The sequence below is a fragment of the Burkholderia reimsis genome (assembly GCF_003294055.1).
Taxonomy (GTDB): domain Bacteria; phylum Pseudomonadota; class Gammaproteobacteria; order Burkholderiales; family Burkholderiaceae; genus Burkholderia; species Burkholderia cepacia.
In genome coordinates this window covers 1-16,849 of the sequence record NZ_QMFZ01000029.1, presented here as the reverse complement: position 1 = coordinate 16,849, position 16,849 = coordinate 1, and the positions used below count along the sequence as shown (strand labels likewise).

Below are 16,849 nucleotides of genomic sequence, written 5' to 3'. Positions count from 1 at the left end.
CCGATCCGACCCCGTCAGCGAACAGCCGGTTCTTTTCGTCAACGAGCTATGGTGTAATGCCGGCATGAAAACCGGTAATCAGTTCAACACTGTCGCGCTCGTCGGCCGGAGCAACACGCCGAACATCGCCGAGCCGCTCGCCACGCTGGCCGCCTGCATCGCCAAGCGGGGCTTCGAGGTCGTCTTCGAAGCCGAGACCGCGCGCGAGATCGGCATCACCGGCTACCCGGCGCTGACCCCGGCCGAAATCGGGGCGCGCGCCGACGTGGCGGTCGTACTGGGCGGCGACGGGACGATGCTCGGCATCGGCCGTCAGCTCGCGCCGTACAAGACACCGCTGATCGGGATCAACCACGGGCGGCTCGGCTTCATCACCGATATCGCGGCCGCCGACATGCAGGCCCTCGTCCCGGTGATCCTGTCGGGCAAGTTCGAGCGCGAGGAGCGCTCGCTGCTCGAGGCCCGGATCATGCGCGACGGCGAACCGATCTACCACGCGCTCGCGTTCAACGACGTCGTCGTGAACCGCAGCGGCTTCTCCGGGATGGTCGAGCTGCGCGCGTCGGTCGACGGCCGGTACATGTACAACCAGCGTTCGGACGGCCTGATCGTCGCCACGCCGACCGGCTCGACCGCTTACGCGCTGTCGTCGGCCGGCCCGATCCTCCATCCGCAGTTGCAGGGCATCGTGCTCGTGCCGATCGCGCCGCACGCGCTGTCGAACCGGCCGATCGTACTGCCCGACGATTCGAAGATCGCGATCCAGATCGTCGGCGGGCGCGACGTCAACGTGAACTTCGACATGCAGTCGTTCACGTCGCTCGAACTGAACGACACGATCGAGGTGCGCCGCTCGAAGCACACGGTGCCGTTCCTGCATCCGATCGGCTACAGCTACTACGCGACGCTGCGCAAGAAGCTGCACTGGAACGAACACGCCTCGAACGAAGACGACAAGGCGTCCTGACGCCGCTCCGCCCGACACCATGCTCCGCCACCTCTCGATCCGCGACTTCGTCATCGTCGCCGCGCTCGATCTCGAATTCGACAGCGGCTTTTCCGTCTTTTCCGGTGAAACCGGCGCCGGGAAATCGATCCTGATCGACGCCCTCGCCCTCGCGCTCGGCGAACGCGCCGACGCGAGCGTCGTACGAACCGGCTGCGGCCGCGCCGACATCACCGCCGAATTCACGCCGCACGACCGCGTCGCGCGCTGGCTCGACGAACACGCGTTCGACACCGAGGACACCGTGATGCTGCGCCGCGTGATCGATGCGAACGGACGGTCGCGCGCGTTCATCAACGGCACCAGCGCGACGCTCGCGCAGCTGCGCGAACTCGGCGAAATGCTCGTCGACATCCACGGCCAGCATGCGCACCAGCTGCTGATGCGGCCCGACGCGCAGCGCGAGCTGTTCGACACGCACGCGGGGCTCGTCGCCGATGCGGCGAACGTCGCGCGCGCGTGGCGCGTGTGGCGCGACGCGACGCAGGCGATCGAGGCCGCGAAGGCGCACGAGCGCGAGCTGCAGCTCGAACGCGAAAAGCTCGCGTGGCAGCTCGCCGAGCTCGACAAGCTCGCGCCGCAGCCCGGCGAATGGGACGAAGTCAGCAACGAGCACAAGCGCCTGTCGCATTCGGCGAACCTGATCGACGGCGTGCGCGGCGCACTCAACGCGTTGTCCGAGGCCGACGACGCGATGCTCGCGCAGCTCGGCGCGATCGTGTCGAAGCTGCGCAGCCTGGCCGACTACGACACCTCGCTCGGCGACGCGCTCGCGTCGCTCGAACCGGCCGAGATCCAGCTGCAGGAAGCCGTCTACTCGCTGTCGCACTATGCGCAGCGCGTCGATCTCGATCCCGAGCGGCTCGCGCAGGTCGAAACGCGCCTCGATGCGCTGCATTCGACCGCCCGCAAGTTCCGGTTGCCGCCCGACACGCTGCACGAAGAACACGCGGCACGCCGCGCGCAGCTCGCCGCGCTCGACGCGGCCGCCGATCTCGGTGCGCTCGAGGCGACGCAGGCCAAGGCGCGGGAAGCCTATCTCGCCGATGCCAGGCATCTGTCGAAGGCGCGCGCGCAGGCCGCCAAGGCGCTCGGCACGGCCGTCACGGCCGGCATGCAGGAACTGTCGATGGCGGGCGGAAGCTTCGAAGTCGCGCTCGTCCCGCTCGCCGACGGCGGCCCGCACGGGCTCGAGCAGGTCGAATTCCGGGTCGCCGGCCACCCCGGCGTGCCGCTGCGGCCGCTCGCGAAGGTCGCGTCGGGCGGCGAACTCGCGCGGATCAGCCTTGCGCTCGCAGTGATCGCAAGCGCGGCGAGCCCGACGCCGACGCTGATCTTCGACGAAGTCGATACGGGGATCGGCGGCGGCGTCGCCGAAGTGGTCGGCCGCCTGCTGCACCAGCTCGGGCGCGATCGCCAGGTGCTGTGCGTGACGCACCTGCCGCAGGTCGCCGCGCGCGGCGACCACCACTTCCAGGTCGCGAAGGGCGCCGACGAGCGCGGCGGCACGGTGTCGACGGTCGTCGCGCTCGACCGCGCCAACCGGATCGAGGAAGTCGCGCGGATGCTCGGCGGGCTCGAGATCACGGCCACGACGCGCAAGCACGCGAAGGAAATGCTGGCGGCCTGACGCGGGCATCCGTCGGCCGAATGCAAAAAGACCGGCGCATGCGCCGGTCTTTTTTTGCCGCACGGCCGCTCGCCCGATCGCGCCCGCCCTGCTCCGCGAGTTCGAACGCCCGATTCGAACACCCGACTCAAACGCCCGTTTCAGCCGTCCCGAACACGCGCGCCCAAAGCGCCGTCACGGCTGCCCGCTCGTCGGCCACCACGGCCGGATCGACCCGCGCCTTCTCCATCCCGTCGAGCCGCAGCTTGTGCTGCAGCTTCCGGTACTTCCGGTACGCCGCGCCGACGCGCTCGGCCTCGTCCTCGCCCATCAGCCCGAAGCGCGCGACCTCGCGCAGCAGCGCGATGTTGCCCGTGTTGCGGATCAGCTCGGCGTCGCTCGACGCGTGCAGCAGCACCCAGTACTGGACGATGAATTCGATGTCGACCATCCCACCGCGATCGTGCTTCAGGTCGAACAGCTCGGTCTGGTTCGGATGGCCAGCAAACACCTTGCCGCGCATGTCGACGATCTCCTTCGCGAGCACGCCGCCGTCGCGCGGCGTCGTCAACACCTGCTGGCGGATCGCCTCGAAGTCCGCGCCGATCTGCGCGTCGCCCGCGCTGTAGCGGGCACGCGTCAGCGCCTGGTGCTCCCACACCCACGCGGTGTTCGCGGCGTCGCCCTCGCGCAGCTGGTAGCGGCGGAACGCATCGAGATCGGTGACGAGCAGCCCGGCCTCGCCGTTCGGCCGCAGCCGCAGGTCGATGTCGAACAGCGCGCCGGCCCCGGTTGCCGTGGTGAGCCACGTGATGAGCCGCCGCGTGAAGGTCGTGTAGACGTCCGCCGAGCGCTCGTCCGCGTCGTCGTACAGGAAGATCAGGTCGAGATCGGATGCGTAGCCGAGCTCCTTGCCGCCCAGCTTGCCGTACGCGATCACCGCGAACTTCGGCACGTCGCGATGGCGCTTCGCGAGCTGGGACCAGACGACTTCGATCGTCACGTCGAGCACCGCGTCGGCCAGCTCGGACAGCCGGTCGCTCACGTGCTCGACCGACAGCTGCCCGGCCAGGTCGATCAGCAGGATCCGGAACACCTCCGCGTGCTGCGCGTGCCGCAGCAGGTCCATCTGCTGCTCGGGGCCGTCGGCCGCCGCGAGACGCGCGCGCAGCGCGTCCTTGAACGCAGGCCAGTCGAACGGGCTCGCGATCGCCTCGTCGTCGAGCAGTTCGTCGAGCAGTTGCGGGTGGCGGATCAGGTATCCGCCGCCCCAGCGCGTCGCGCCGAGCACCGACAGCACGCGGTCGAGCGCGGCCGGATACTCGGTCAGCAGCGCGAGATAGACGCCGCGCCGGCTGACCGTCTCGAGCAGGTCGAACAGGCGCACGATCGTGTCGTCGCGGCGTGCGGCGTCGATGTTCGGCGCGGCGTCGAGCGCCCGCTGCGCGACGCGGTCGAAGCGCTGCCGGCTCTTTTCCGGCAGGCCCGCATAGCGCGTCGATTGCCAGATCGCACGCAGCCGCGCGAGCACGGCGGCCGGATCGGCGAAACCGAGGCCGTCGAGGCGCGCGACCAGCGCATCGTCCTCGCCGTCGTCGCCCAGCGCGCCGCTCCAGATCCATGCGGCGGCCGTGTCGTCACCCGCCGCGCAAGGGCCGCCGCCCTTCACCTTGTCCGCGAAGAGCTGGTCGAACTGCGCCTCGACGAAGTTCCGGTGCTCATCCAGCACCGTCATCAGCGCCGCATAGTCGGCAAAGCCGAGCGACGCGGCCAGCGCCGCGCGTTCATCCGGCTCGACCGGCATCGCGTGCGTCTGCGCGTCGTTGCGGTACTGCAGCCGGTGCTCGAGCGTGCGCAGGAAGTTGTAAGCATCGGCGAGGCGCGCGCGCACGTCCTCGCCGATCAGCCCGCGCGCCTGCGCATGGCGCAGCACCGCGAGCGTCGGCCGCACGCGGAATTCCGCATCCTGGCCGCCCCGGATCAGCTGGAATACCTGCGCGCTGAACTCGATCTCGCGGATCCCGCCGCGCCCGAGCTTGATGTCGTCGGACTTGTCGGGCCGCATCGACGCACGGCGCGCGGCTTCCTGCCGGATCTGCTGGTGCAGCGAGCGGATCGCGCCGATCACGCCGAAATCGAGATAGCGGCGATACACGAACGGCTTGACGATCGACTCGAGCTGCGACTCCAGCCGTCGCGCCGCGTCGCTGTCGCCTTCCGACACGAGCCGCCCCTTGATCCATGCATAGCGCTCCCACTCGCGCCCCTGCACGTAGAAATATTCCTCGAGCATGCCGAGGCTGCAGACGAGCGGCCCCGAATCGCCGTTCGGACGCAACCGCATGTCGACGCGAAACACATAGCCGTCGGCCGTGACCTCGGACAGCACGCCGATCAGGCGCCGGCCGAGCCGCGTGAAGTATTCCTGCGTGGACAGCGGCGAACGCGCGCCGCCGGTCGTCTCGCCGTCGTCCTCGTAGACGAAGATCAGGTCGATGTCCGACGACACGTTCAGCTCGCGGCCGCCGAGCTTGCCCATCCCGACCACGCCGAGCACGACGCGCTGGCCGTCGGCGCCGCGCGGCTCGCCGTACAGCGCCTCGAGTTCAACCGACAGCAGTGCGAGCGAGCGCTGCACGGCCACTTCGGCGAGATCGGTCATTGCGCCCGTGACCTCGGCGACGTCCGCCAGCCCGCGCAGGTCGCGTTCCGCGACCGCGCCGAACGCCTCGGCACGCAACTGCCGCAGCGCGCGCTTCAGTTGCTCCTCGGTCGGCGCGGCCGTGCCGGCCGGCGTCGCCAGCAGCTCGGTGAGGCGCGCGTCGAGCTGCGCGCGGCCGAGCGGCGCGGCGGCCCACGCGGCGACCTGTTCGGCCAGCGCGGGCCGCGCGGCAGCCGCGCGAGCAAGGTATCGGGAATAGGACGTGCTGATCAGGGCGGAAGCGTCGGTCATCGAGAAGCGGGCCTGGCGGAAAGGCCAGCCGGTAGCGGGCCGGCGCGTGCGCGCCCCGCTACCGGCCGGCCCCATGGATTCGGCGCGGCATCGCGGGACGCGCGTGCGCCCGCCGCGAAACCGCGCGCCGGAAAGCCCGTGCCGCGCTGCCGCAACGGCCGCCGGCACGAACCCGTGTGATACATTTCAACGTCAGTCTGCAAAACTACCATATCGCCGCCCGTCCGCCGCATGTCCGACCGTCAGGAATCCGCCGTAGCTGCGCCCGAAGCGGGACCTCCGAAGCACGATCATCCGGTCCTGCGCCGCGTGTTCCGGGTGACGCTGGCAGTCGGGCTCGGCACCTACTTCGTCGCGTCCGGCGCGTTCCTCGGGCTGCGCTACGTACTGCTGCCCCGCATCGACGAATTCCGCCCGCGCATCGAGCGCGCGGTGTCCGACAAGCTCCACGCGCAGCTTTCGATCGGCAAGCTTTCCCCGAACTGGTCCGGCATGCAGCCGGGCGTCGAACTCACGAACCTGACGATCCGCGGCCACGACGGCAAGGTCGCGCTGGCGGTGCCGCATGCAACGGCCGCGCTGTCGTGGATGTCGCTGCTGCGGCTGTCGCCCGCGCTGTCGAGCCTGATCGTCGACCAGCCCGACCTCGTCGTCGCGCGGGCGGCCGACGGCTCGCTGAGCGTCGCGGGCGTCGGCGTGGCAACCACCCACGGCGGCAACGACACGTTCGGCACGTGGCTGCTGAAGCAGGAAGCGATCGTGCTGCGCGGCGGCACGCTGCGCTGGCGCGACGCGCAGCACGACGCGCCGGAGCTGGTGCTGTCGGGCATCCGGCTCGCGGTGCTCAACGACGGCCGCGTGCACAAGGCCGCGCTGCAGGCGCCCGCGAACGGCACGCTGCTGCTCGGCCCGCTCGATTTCCGCGCGCGCTTCAGGCACAAGCCGCTCGCCCCGGTCGGCAAGCCGTCGAACTGGTCGGGCGACGCGTACCTGTCGACGGGCCCGGTCGACCTGCAGACGCTCGGGCGTTACCTCGACATGCCGCTCACGATCCACGCGGGCCGGATCGACAACGCGATCTGGGCCACCTTCAGCGACGGCCACCTGCATTCGGCGGGCGGCGACCTGCAGGGCGCGGACGTCGCGCTGCGCGTGCGCCCGACGCAGCCGCGGCTCGACGTGCCGACGGTCGGCTTCGGCTGGGACATGCAGCTCGATGCCGGCCACGACTACACGCTGCACCTGACGCGCTTCAACGCGGAACTCGGCCAGCCGCCGCTGCCGGACGGCACACCGCTCGCCCGCTCGCTCGCGCTGTCGACGCTGACGGCCCGCTATCGTGTGCCGACCGCCAGCCAGGGACAGCTGTTGAGCGTCGTCGGCGACCGCGTCGATCTCGGCATTCTCAGCGAGTTCATTCGCGGGCTGCCGCTGCCGGCACGCCTGCGCAACGAGCTGATCAAGATCGACCCGCGCGGGATGATGTCGAACTATCACATCGAGGTCGAACGCGCGAAGCCTGCGCGGGCCGACCTCGCCGACGAGGAGCGGCGCATGGGCGCCGCGCCGATCGTCCGCTATCGCTTCCTCGGCGATCTGCAGGGCATCAGCTTCGCCGCGCAGGAACCGCCGCCCGGGCTGTCGCCGCGTGGCCACCCGCGGGCCGGCTGGCCGGGCGTCGAGAACCTGTGGGGCCGCGTCGATGCGAACGAGACGGGCGGCAGCGCGCATTTCGATACGGTCAACGCGGCGGTCACGGTACCCGGCGAATTCGACGAGCCGCGCCTGACGTTCGACCGGTTGCGCGGCAACGCAAGGTGGGTGATCACGCCCGCTGCCGGCGAAAAGCATGCGCGCGTCGACGTGACCCTGCCCGACCTGCTCGTCTCGAACCCCGATGCCGAAATCGCGGTATCCGGCTCGTACACGAACCCCGGCCACGGCCGCGGCTCGCTCGACCTGCGTGCCGATTTCGCCCGCGCGTCGGTGGCGCGCATTCCGCGCTACCTGCCGACCGGGATGTCCGAACACCTGCGCGACTACCTCGGCCACGCGCTGCAGGCCGGCCAGGTAAGCAAGGGTGCGTCGATCGTCGCCCGCGGCCCGCTCGAGAAATTCCCGTTCGAACACGAGCCGGACGCCGGCGTGTTCCACATCGTCGCGCCGTTCACCGGCGGCCGCTTCGAACCGACACCGTACCCGCCGCGCAAGCTCGCGAACGGCACGCCGAGCGTCTGGCCGGCACTCGACGGGATCGACGGCGTGTTCGAGCTCGCGCAGAACAAGCTGCGCTTCGACATCGATCGTGCGCACTACAAGCGCGTCGCGCTGACGAAGGTCGCGGGCCGCATCGACGATCTCGGCAACCCGAGCCACTCGCCGCTCATCATCGACGGTCATGCGCAGGGCCCGCTCGCCGACCTGATCGACTACGCGGACAACAGCTCGCTCGGCACGATGAGCGGGCATATCGGCCAGCGGATCGATGCGCAGGGGCCCGCGTCGCTCGCGCTCAAGATCACGATTCCGCAGCACGTCCCGCATCCGCACACGCACGTCGAAGGCGCGCTCGCATTCGGCGGCAACACGCTGACGACGAGCGGCGTGCCGCCGCTATCCGCGCTGCGCGGCAGTGTCCGGTTCACCGAGGCCGGCGCATCGCTGCACGACCTGTCGGGGCGCTTCCTCGGCGGGCCGGTGCGCGCGAGCGGCAACTTTCAGTCGCACGGCCCGTATACGGTGGACGTCGACGGCCGGCTCGCGCTCGACGCCGCGCGCGGCCTGAACCTGCACGGCCCGGCAGCCGCGCTGCTCGAGCACGTGGTCGGCGACGCGCCGTACAAGGTCGCCGTGCGCGGCGCGCCGGGCCGCCTGCCCGACATCAGCGCGCATTCCGACCTGACCGGCGTGGCACTGAATTTCCCCGCGCCGTTCGCAAAACCGGCCGGCACGCCGATGCCGTTCAGCTTCACGCTGCAGCCGGCGCCGCAGGCGGACGGCAAGCGCCTCGAGCACGCCGACCTGACGCTCGGCCCCGTGTCCGCAACCTACCTGCTCGACGCGACGCGCGGCCAGCCGCTGCGCGCGGTGCGCGGCGCGATGGGCATCCACCGGATGCCCGACATGCCGCAGGACGGCGTGAGCGCGGCCGTCGACGTCAACGAACTGGACGCCGATGCGTGGCTCGCGCTGGCCCATACGCTGAAGCCCGACACGCCGCACGCGCAGGAGCCGCAAGCCGCCCCGCGCGTCGATTTCGCGAGCTTCGCGCCGAAGCGTTTCGCGCTCCATTTCGGCACGCTGAAGCTGCTCAAGCGCAACTGGGAAAACGTGATCGTCGGCGCGTCGCACGTCGACGAGCTCTGGCAGGCGAACATCGCGTCGAACCAGGTGTCGGGCTACCTGTCATGGGCGCCGGGCGGCGGCCACAACGGCGCGGGCGTGCTGAACGCGCGGCTCGCGAAGCTCGTGGTGCCCGACAGCGCGCAGCACGATCTCGTCGGCCGCGCGATGAACCTGCCGACGCCGACCGACCGCCCGATGCCGTCGATCGACCTGATCGTCGACCAGGTCGTCGCGCGCAACCACGACATCGGCCGTCTCGTCGTCAACGCGCGCAACATCGACGAAGCCGGCACGCCGGTCTGGCAGCTCGACAAGCTGGAGCTGTCGAACCCGGCCGCGAAGCTGACGGCGACCGGCAACTGGCGCACCTCGCGCCGCGCACTTGCCCGCGGTGCCGATGAAAACGACGCACCGCGCCGCACCGTGTTCGACTTCAAGCTCGACATCGACAACGCGGGCGCGCTGCTCGACCGCGTCGGCCTGCCGCGCACGCTCGCGAACGGTCACGGCACGGTCACCGGCAAGGTCGGTTGGCGCGGCGGCCCGACCGCGGTCGACTTGCCGTCGCTCGGCGGCCAGATCGCGCTCGACCTCGAACACGGCCAGATCCTGAAGGTCGATCCGGGCGCGGCGAAGCTCCTCGGCGTGCTGAGCCTGCAGAGCCTCGCGCGTTTCCTGACGCTGAATTTCCGCGACGTGATCGGCAAGGGGCTGCCGTTCGACAAGATCACGGGCACCGGCCGGATCTCGAACGGGATCGCCCGCACCGACGACTTCTCGATGATGACCGGGCCCGCGAACGTCACCGTGCGCGGCGCGGTGGATCTCGGCACCGAGACGCAGGACCTGCACGCGCACGTCGCGCCGAAAATCAGCGCGGGCGCGGCCGCGATCGGGGCGGCCATCATCAACCCGCTGCTCGGCGTCGGCGTGCTGGCCGCGAACTACGCGCTGTCGGAGACGCTGTCGCGCGCGTTCGCGCTCGACTACACGATCACCGGCTCGTGGGCGCACCCGCACATCGAGCGGGTGCGGGGCGATCAGGGTAAGATGAATCACGGTCCGGCCGATGCGGCGAGCCATTGAGCCACGCGTCGGGCCGCGCATGGTGCCGGGCCGCACCCCATTCATGACGCAACCGATCCAGCGATGACCGACCACACCCGTTCCGCCACGCCCTTCCAGGTCGCCGCGCTGCAGATGGTGAGCACGCCGGACGTCGCGCGCAATCTCGCCGAGGCGCGCCGCCTGATCGCGGAAGCCGCCGGCGAAGGCGCGCAGCTCGTGCTGCTGCCCGAGTACTTCTGCTTCATGGGTCACCGCGACACCGACAAGCTCGCGCTCGCCGAACCTTACCGGGACGGCCCGATCCAGCATTTCCTCGCGGACGCCGCGCGTCGCCACGGCATCTGGGTGATCGGCGGCACGCTGCCGCTGAAGGCCCCGGAGCCCGATCGCGTGCTCAACACGACGCTCGTGTTCGACCCATCCGGCAACGAAGCCGCGCGCTACGACAAGATCCACCTGTTCAACTTCGAGAAAGGCGACGAGTCGTTCGACGAGGCGCGCACGATCCGCGCGGGCGATACGGTCGTCACGTTCGACGCGCCGTTCGGGCGGGTCGGCCTGTCCGTCTGTTACGATCTCCGCTTTCCGGAGCTGTATCGCAGGATGGGCGACTGCGCGCTGATCGTCGTACCGTCGGCATTTACCTATACGACCGGCCGCGCGCACTGGGAAACGCTGCTGCGCGCGCGTGCCGTCGAGAACCAGTGCTACGTGCTCGCGGCCGCGCAGGGCGGCAAGCACGAGAACGGCCGGCGCACCTGGGGCCACAGCATGCTGATCGACCCGTGGGGCGAAATCGTCGCGGTTCGCGACGTGGGCGCAAGCGTCGTGCTCGGCGCGCTCGATCCGCAGCGCATCGCCGACGTGCGCCAGAGCCTGCCCGCGTGGCGGCACCGCGTGCTGACCTGAATCCGCCGCACCGCTTGAAACACCGCGCGGCCAACCCATCTGCCCAGAAGCACCCGACAACTTTTTGAGAAACCCCGATATCCGCATGAACATCATCGAACCCGGCATCCGCAACCTCGCGCTGGCGAAGGACATCCTGCTCACGCCGTACGGCCTCGACGAAAGCCTGCTCACGCGCACGATCGCCGACATCTTCACGCATCGCGTCGACTATGCGGACCTGTACTTCCAGGCGACCCGCAGCGAAGCGTGGAGCCTCGAGGAAGGCATCGTCAAATCGGGCAGCTTCAGCATCGACCAGGGCGTCGGCGTGCGCGCGGTCGCGGGCGACCGCACCGCGTTCGCGTACTCGGACGACCTGTCCCCGGAAGCGATCGCGCAGGCGGCCGCGGCCACCAAGGCGATCGCGGCGGCCGGCGGCGGCCGCCAGAAGATCAAGGCGGCCACGTCGCTGAAGGGCATCTCGGGCCGCGACCTGTACCTGCCGTCCGATCCGCTCGCGTCGCTCGACGCGACGGCCAAGGTCAAGCTGCTCGAGCGCATCGAGCAGATGGCGCGCGGGCGCGACCCGCGCGTCACGCAGGTGATGGCCGGCCTCGCCGGCGAATACGACGTCGTGCTGGTCGCACGCAGCGACGGCGCGCTCGCGGCCGACATCCGCCCGCTCGTGCGCGTGTCGGTCACGGTGATCGCCGAGCAGAACGGCCGCCGCGAGATCGGCTCCGGCGGCGGCGGCGGCCGCTTCGACTACGGCTACTTCACCGACGAAGTCCTGTCGCGCTACGTCGACGACGCCGTGCATGCGGCGCTCGTGAACCTCGACGCACGCCCCGCGCCGGCCGGCGCGATGACGGTCGTGCTCGGGCCGGGCTGGCCGGGCGTGCTGCTGCACGAAGCGATCGGCCACGGCCTCGAGGGCGACTTCAACCGCAAGGGTTCGTCCGCGTTCGCGGGCCGGATCGGCGAGCAGGTCGCCGCGAAGGGCGTGACGGTGGTCGACGACGGCACGCTGCCGAACCGCCGCGGCTCGCTGAACATCGACGATGAAGGCAACCCGACGCAGTGCACGACGCTGATCGAGGACGGCATCCTGAAGGGCTACATCCAGGACACGCTGAACGCGCGCCTGATGAAGATGCCGGTCACGGGCAACGCGCGGCGCGAATCGTACGCGGCGCTGCCGATGCCGCGCATGACGAACACGTACATGCTGAACGGCGACAAGGATCCGCAGGAAATCATCGCGTCGGTGAAGAACGGCCTGTACGCGGTGAACTTCGGCGGCGGCCAGGTCGACATCACGAACGGCAAGTTCGTGTTCTCGGCGTCCGAGGCGTACATGATCGAGAACGGCAAGATCACCTACCCGGTGAAGGGCGCGACGCTGATCGGCAGCGGCCCCGAATCGCTGAAGTACGTGAGCATGATCGGCAACGACATGTCGCTCGACACGGGTGTCGGCGTGTGCGGCAAGGAAGGCCAGAGCGTGCCGGTCGGCGTCGGCCAGCCGACCCTGCGGATCGACAAGATGACGGTCGGCGGTACGGCATAACCGCATCATGGCGCAGACATTCCGCGCATTTTGAAGAAAACGCGCGGAATGTCCGCATTTTCGACGCTCCCCGGTTGCCAGCCGCCCGGCGACGGGGTATAAATTCCGAATCAACTTTTTTGACGAACCGAATCTCCGTCATGTCCGCCAAGTTTTACTTTTACTTTTTTTGGCATCTCAGACCGCTGGCGGATCGAGAGGGTTGATGGCGCGTAAAGCGCAACCGAAATTCCCGAAAAAACCGCCGGCGAACCCGGCGGTTTTTTTTCGCCCTTCGCTACCCGGTCGCCGCCGCAGCGGTTCCGCGGCCCCGACCGAAATCACTGAATTGCTTGAATTGATGAATCTGCCGCACGCCCACTGATCGAACGGCGCCCGGAACCAAGGAGAAACAGCATGCCCCCGCACAACACCGACGACGTCCGCATTCGCGAACTCAAGGAACTGACGCCGCCCGCCCACCTGATCCGCGAATTCGCGTGCTCCGAAGCCGCGTCCGAGCTGATCTACCACTCGCGCCAGTCGATGCACCGCATCCTGCACGGGATGGACGACCGGCTGATCGTGGTGATCGGGCCGTGCTCGATCCATGACACGAAGGCGGCGATCGAGTACGCGGGGCGGCTCGTGAAGGAGCGCGAGCGCTTCAAGGGCGAGCTGGAAATCGTGATGCGCGTGTACTTCGAGAAGCCGCGCACGACGGTCGGCTGGAAGGGGCTCATCAACGATCCGCACCTCGACAACAGCTTCAAGATCAACGAAGGGCTGCGCACCGCGCGCGAGCTGCTGCTCCAGATCAACGAGATGGGCCTGCCGGCCGCGACCGAATACCTCGACATGATCAGCCCGCAGTACATCGCCGACCTGATCTCGTGGGGCGCGATCGGCGCGCGCACGACCGAATCGCAAGTACACCGCGAGCTCGCGTCGGGGCTGTCGTGCCCGGTCGGCTTCAAGAACGGCACCGACGGCAACGTGAAGATCGCGGTCGACGCGATCAAGGCCGCATCGCAGCCGCACCATTTCCTGTCGGTGACGAAGGGCGGCCATTCGGCGATCGTGTCGACGGCCGGCAACGAGGATTGCCACGTGATCCTGCGCGGCGGCAAGACGCCGAACTACGACGCGGACAGCGTGAACGCCGCGTGCGCGGACATCGGCAAGGCCGGCCTCGCCGCACGCCTGATGATCGACGCGAGCCACGCGAACAGCTCGAAGAAGCACGAGAACCAGATCCCCGTCTGTGCCGACATCGGCCGCCAGATCGCGGCCGGCGACGCCCGCATCGTCGGCGTGATGATCGAGTCGCATCTCGTCGAGGGGCGCCAGGACCTGAAGGAAGGCTGCGAACTGACCTACGGCCAGAGCATCACCGACGCGTGCATCGCATGGGACGACAGCGTGAAGGTGCTCGAAGGCCTCGCGGAATCGGTGAAGGCACGCCGCGTCACGCGCGGCAGCGGGAACTGACGGACGCAAACCGGCCGGTCGCATGGCACCGCCCCGTGGCGGGTTGGCCATGCGGTTAGCTGGCGGTCGTCGCGTCGCCCTGCTAGACTAGCTAACGTTATCTAGCTAACCAAGGGGGCGCCCATGCCGACCGTCAACATGCACGATGCCAAGTCGCGGCTCTCAAGCCTCGTCGAAGCGCTTGAATTGGGGCGCGAATCGGAAGTCGTCATCGCCCGCAACGGTCATCCGGTCGCCCGGATTGTTCCTTATGCCGCACCGAAGCGGATCGGCGCAGCCCGTCAGTTGCTTGCCGGGTTGAACATCCCGACAACCGTCGAGGCATTCAATGCCGGCGATGAATCGATCGCCGCCGACTTCGATGCCAGTTCGGAACAGCGACTCGCCCCGTGAAGCTGCTGCTCGACACGCACATCGCGCTATGGGCAGCCGAAGGCGCACCTCAACTTTCCGCGACTGCGGCCGCGTTGATCGAACATCCCGAAAACACGCTGTACGTCAGCGCCGCGTCCATCTGGGAGATTGCGATCAAATACCGCAAAGGCAATCTGCCAGTCCATCCGCGCGATGCACGTTCGGCATTCCGACTCGCAGGTTTTGCGGAGTTGCCAATCAGCAGCGATCACGTCGAAGGCGTCGCCGCACTGCCGGATTTTCCGGATCACGCCGATCCGTTCGACCGCGTGATGGTCGCTCAGGCACTCCATGAAGGCATGCCGCTCATCAGCGCCGATGCCAAAATATGGCGCTATCACGCGACGCTGATGCTGCGAGCATGACGCTCATCCCGCTACAAAATCAAAGCCCGGCCCGCACCGGGCTTTTTCATGCACCGCAGGTCTTGCGCGCAAGCATCACTCGAGCGCGCCCGAACCGAAGATCTCGGTGTTGATGCGTTCCGGCGCGACGCCGAGCGCGACCAGCGCATCGCGTTGCGCCTTCATGAACGCGATCGGGCCGCAGACGTAGTAGTCGGCGTCCGGCACCAGCGCGTAGTGCCGCACGCGCTCCGGCGTGAGGCGCCCTTCCAGATCGTGGTTGACGCCGACGCGATCGTTCGGGCCGACCAGCTCGTACAGCACCGTGCGCTTGACGTTCGCATGCTCGCGCACCGTGTCGTTCAGCCAGTCGCGGAACGCGTGCACCGCGCCGGAGCGGCATGCATGGACGAACCGCACGTCACGCTTGCTGCCTTCGTCGACCAGCGTCGACGCCATCGACACCATCGGCGTCAGGCCGACGCCGCCGGAAATCAGCACCACCGGCGTCTCGACGCCACGCTTCAGCGAGAATTCGCCCATCGGCGCGGTGACCTCGACGATCGCGCCCTCTTCCACGCCGTCGTGCATCAGCGTCGACACCTTGCCGGCCGGAATGACTTCCGGCTTGCCGGCTTCGCGCTTCACCGAGATGCGCAGCCACTTGCCGTGCGGCGCGTCGGACAGGCTGTACTGGCGCGGCTGGTCGACGCCGAGATCGCCGACGAAACGCTTCACCGTGATGTACTGGCCGGGCTCGAACGTCGGCGCCGCGCCGCCGTCGGCGGGCGTCAGGTAGAACGACGTGATCTCGTCGCTTTCGCGCACCTTGCGCTCGACCTTGAACGGACGGAACCCGCTCCAGGCGGCACCCGCGTACAGGTCGGCCTCGGCGCCGATCAGGATCTGCGCGAGCTGGCCGTAAGCCACGCGCCACGCCTCGAGCGTATCGGCATCGACCGCATCGCCCAGCACCTCGACGATCGATGCGAGCAGGTTCTCGCCGACGATCGGGTAATGCTCGGGGCGGATGTTCAGGCTCGCGTGCTTGTGCGCGATGTGCGACACCGCCCCGCCCAGCGCACCGAGATTGTCGATGTTCGCCGCATACGCGTAGACGGCCTTCGCAAGCGTTTCCGGCTGGCTGCCCGTCGTCTGGTGCGTCTGGTTGAACAGGTTCTTCAGTTCCGGATGGCGCGCGAACATGCGCTGGTAGAAGTGCTTCGTGATCGTCGCGCCGTGCACGGCGAGGACAGGGGCAGTGGCCTTCACACGAGCCATCTGGTCAGCGGTGATGTGGGTCATGTTCGTTCTCCGTTAAACATGCACACACAATACATTTTTAAAAATTCGATGCCCCTCGGGCAAATTGTCGCAGCGCGCCAAGGGTAAGGGGGCGAATCGTCAGCGGTCAGCGGACACGGCCGCGTTCCCACAGCACGTCCGATCCGCCGTCGGTACGGTTCAGCACGCGCGCCAGTACGAACAGCAGGTCCGACAGCCGGTTCACGTAGCGCCGCGGCGCATCATTGAGCGTTTCGGTACGCCCGAGCGCGACGATCGAACGCTCCGCGCGACGGCATACGGTTCGGCACACGTGCGCGAGCGACGCCGCGCGCGAGCCGGCCGGCAGGATGAATTCCTTCAGCGGCGGCAGCGTCGCGTTGTAGTCGGCGAGCCAGCGATCGAGACGCGCGAGATGCGTGTCGTCGAGCACCGTATGGCCGGGAATGCACAATTCGCCGCCGAGATCGAACAGGTCATGCTGGATCGTCACGAGCGCCGTGCGGATATCGTCCGGCAGCGTTTCGGCGAGCAGCACGCCGAGGTTCGAGTTCAGCTCGTCGACGTCGCCGATCGCGGCGATCCGCGTATCGTCCTTGCCGATACGCCGGCCATCGCCGAGGCCGGTGGTGCCGTCGTCGCCGGTACGCGTGGCGATCTTGCTCAAGCGGTTGCCCATGCGGATGTCCTCTCGTGCGCGGCCGCGACGCGGCCCGGTTGCGTTCGAACGCGATTATCGCAGCCCGCGACGGCAGGCGCAGCAGGCGTTACAGCGTAGAATGGGCCGAAACCCAGCAGCACGGGAGCCGGAGCGGCGCCAACGCGCTCATCCGGATCGACAAGGAGACGTTCGTGAATCACCCTGCCCCGCCGGCCGCCACGCGCCGCCCCCTTC

At 68.7% G+C, this 16,849-nt stretch carries 11 protein-coding genes and 1 pseudogene; 9 read left to right on the top strand and 3 right to left on the bottom strand.

Annotated elements, in window-relative coordinates; translation table 11 throughout:
• Positions 1-64: 64 nt before the first annotated feature.
• Together DPV79_RS28410 and recN are read left to right on the top strand one after the other, a co-directional pair.
• Positions 65-967, top strand: coding sequence for an NAD kinase (locus DPV79_RS28410; RefSeq protein WP_027788318.1), 903 nt, complete (start codon positions 65-67; stop codon positions 965-967).
• A gap of 19 nt (positions 968-986) precedes the next feature.
• Positions 987-2,636, top strand: coding sequence for a DNA repair protein RecN (gene recN / locus DPV79_RS28405; protein WP_059685185.1), 1,650 nt, complete (start codon positions 987-989; stop codon positions 2,634-2,636).
• A 127-nt stretch (positions 2,637-2,763) separates the two neighbouring features.
• Here the strand turns inward: recN and glnE are convergent, their stop codons facing one another.
• The gene (gene glnE / locus DPV79_RS28400; RefSeq protein WP_113047055.1) at positions 2,764-5,568 is read right to left on the bottom strand and encodes a bifunctional [glutamate--ammonia ligase]-adenylyl-L-tyrosine phosphorylase/[glutamate--ammonia-ligase] adenylyltransferase; all 2,805 of its coding nucleotides are present in this window, start codon (positions 5,566-5,568) and stop codon (positions 2,764-2,766) included.
• A 231-nt stretch (positions 5,569-5,799) separates the two neighbouring features.
• Here glnE and DPV79_RS28395 point away from each other — a divergent pair, with 231 nt between their 5' ends.
• From DPV79_RS28395 to DPV79_RS28370, 6 genes are all read left to right on the top strand, one after another.
• Entirely contained in the window at positions 5,800-9,999 is a 4,200-nt protein-coding gene (locus DPV79_RS28395) for a YhdP family protein (protein ID WP_113047054.1), read from the top strand.
• Between the two features lie 63 nt (positions 10,000-10,062).
• On the top strand, positions 10,063-10,890 hold the full coding sequence (locus tag DPV79_RS28390) for a carbon-nitrogen hydrolase family protein (RefSeq protein ID WP_048022322.1): 828 nt from the start codon (positions 10,063-10,065) through the stop codon (positions 10,888-10,890).
• An 85-nt stretch (positions 10,891-10,975) separates the two neighbouring features.
• Positions 10,976-12,442: a metalloprotease TldD gene (gene tldD / locus DPV79_RS28385; RefSeq protein WP_021163847.1), complete on the top strand. Its 1,467-nt coding sequence runs from the start codon at positions 10,976-10,978 to the stop codon at positions 12,440-12,442.
• Positions 12,443-12,838: 396 nt separating this feature from the next.
• Entirely contained in the window at positions 12,839-13,912 is a 1,074-nt protein-coding gene (aroG, locus tag DPV79_RS28380; protein WP_113047053.1) for a 3-deoxy-7-phosphoheptulonate synthase AroG, read from the top strand.
• Between the two features lie 123 nt (positions 13,913-14,035).
• Complete coding sequence (locus DPV79_RS28375) at positions 14,036-14,305, top strand: type II toxin-antitoxin system Phd/YefM family antitoxin (RefSeq protein WP_048022317.1); 270 nt, start codon at positions 14,036-14,038, stop codon at positions 14,303-14,305.
• On the top strand, positions 14,302-14,691 hold the full coding sequence (locus DPV79_RS28370) for a type II toxin-antitoxin system VapC family toxin (protein WP_059487139.1): 390 nt from the start codon (positions 14,302-14,304) through the stop codon (positions 14,689-14,691). The genes DPV79_RS28375 and DPV79_RS28370 overlap by 4 nt, the downstream gene beginning before the upstream one ends.
• A gap of 75 nt (positions 14,692-14,766) precedes the next feature.
• Here the strand turns inward: DPV79_RS28370 and hmpA are convergent, their stop codons facing one another.
• Positions 14,767-15,975: an NO-inducible flavohemoprotein gene (gene hmpA / locus DPV79_RS28365; RefSeq protein ID WP_113047052.1), complete on the bottom strand. Its 1,209-nt coding sequence runs from the start codon at positions 15,973-15,975 to the stop codon at positions 14,767-14,769.
• Between the two features lie 106 nt (positions 15,976-16,081).
• On the bottom strand, positions 16,082-16,633 hold the full coding sequence (locus DPV79_RS28360) for a cob(I)yrinic acid a,c-diamide adenosyltransferase (protein WP_048022312.1): 552 nt from the start codon (positions 16,631-16,633) through the stop codon (positions 16,082-16,084).
• Between the two features lie 14 nt (positions 16,634-16,647).
• Here DPV79_RS28360 and DPV79_RS43110 point away from each other — a divergent pair.
• Positions 16,648-16,849: pseudogene (locus DPV79_RS43110) on the top strand (2-hydroxy-acid oxidase); the annotation flags it as partial.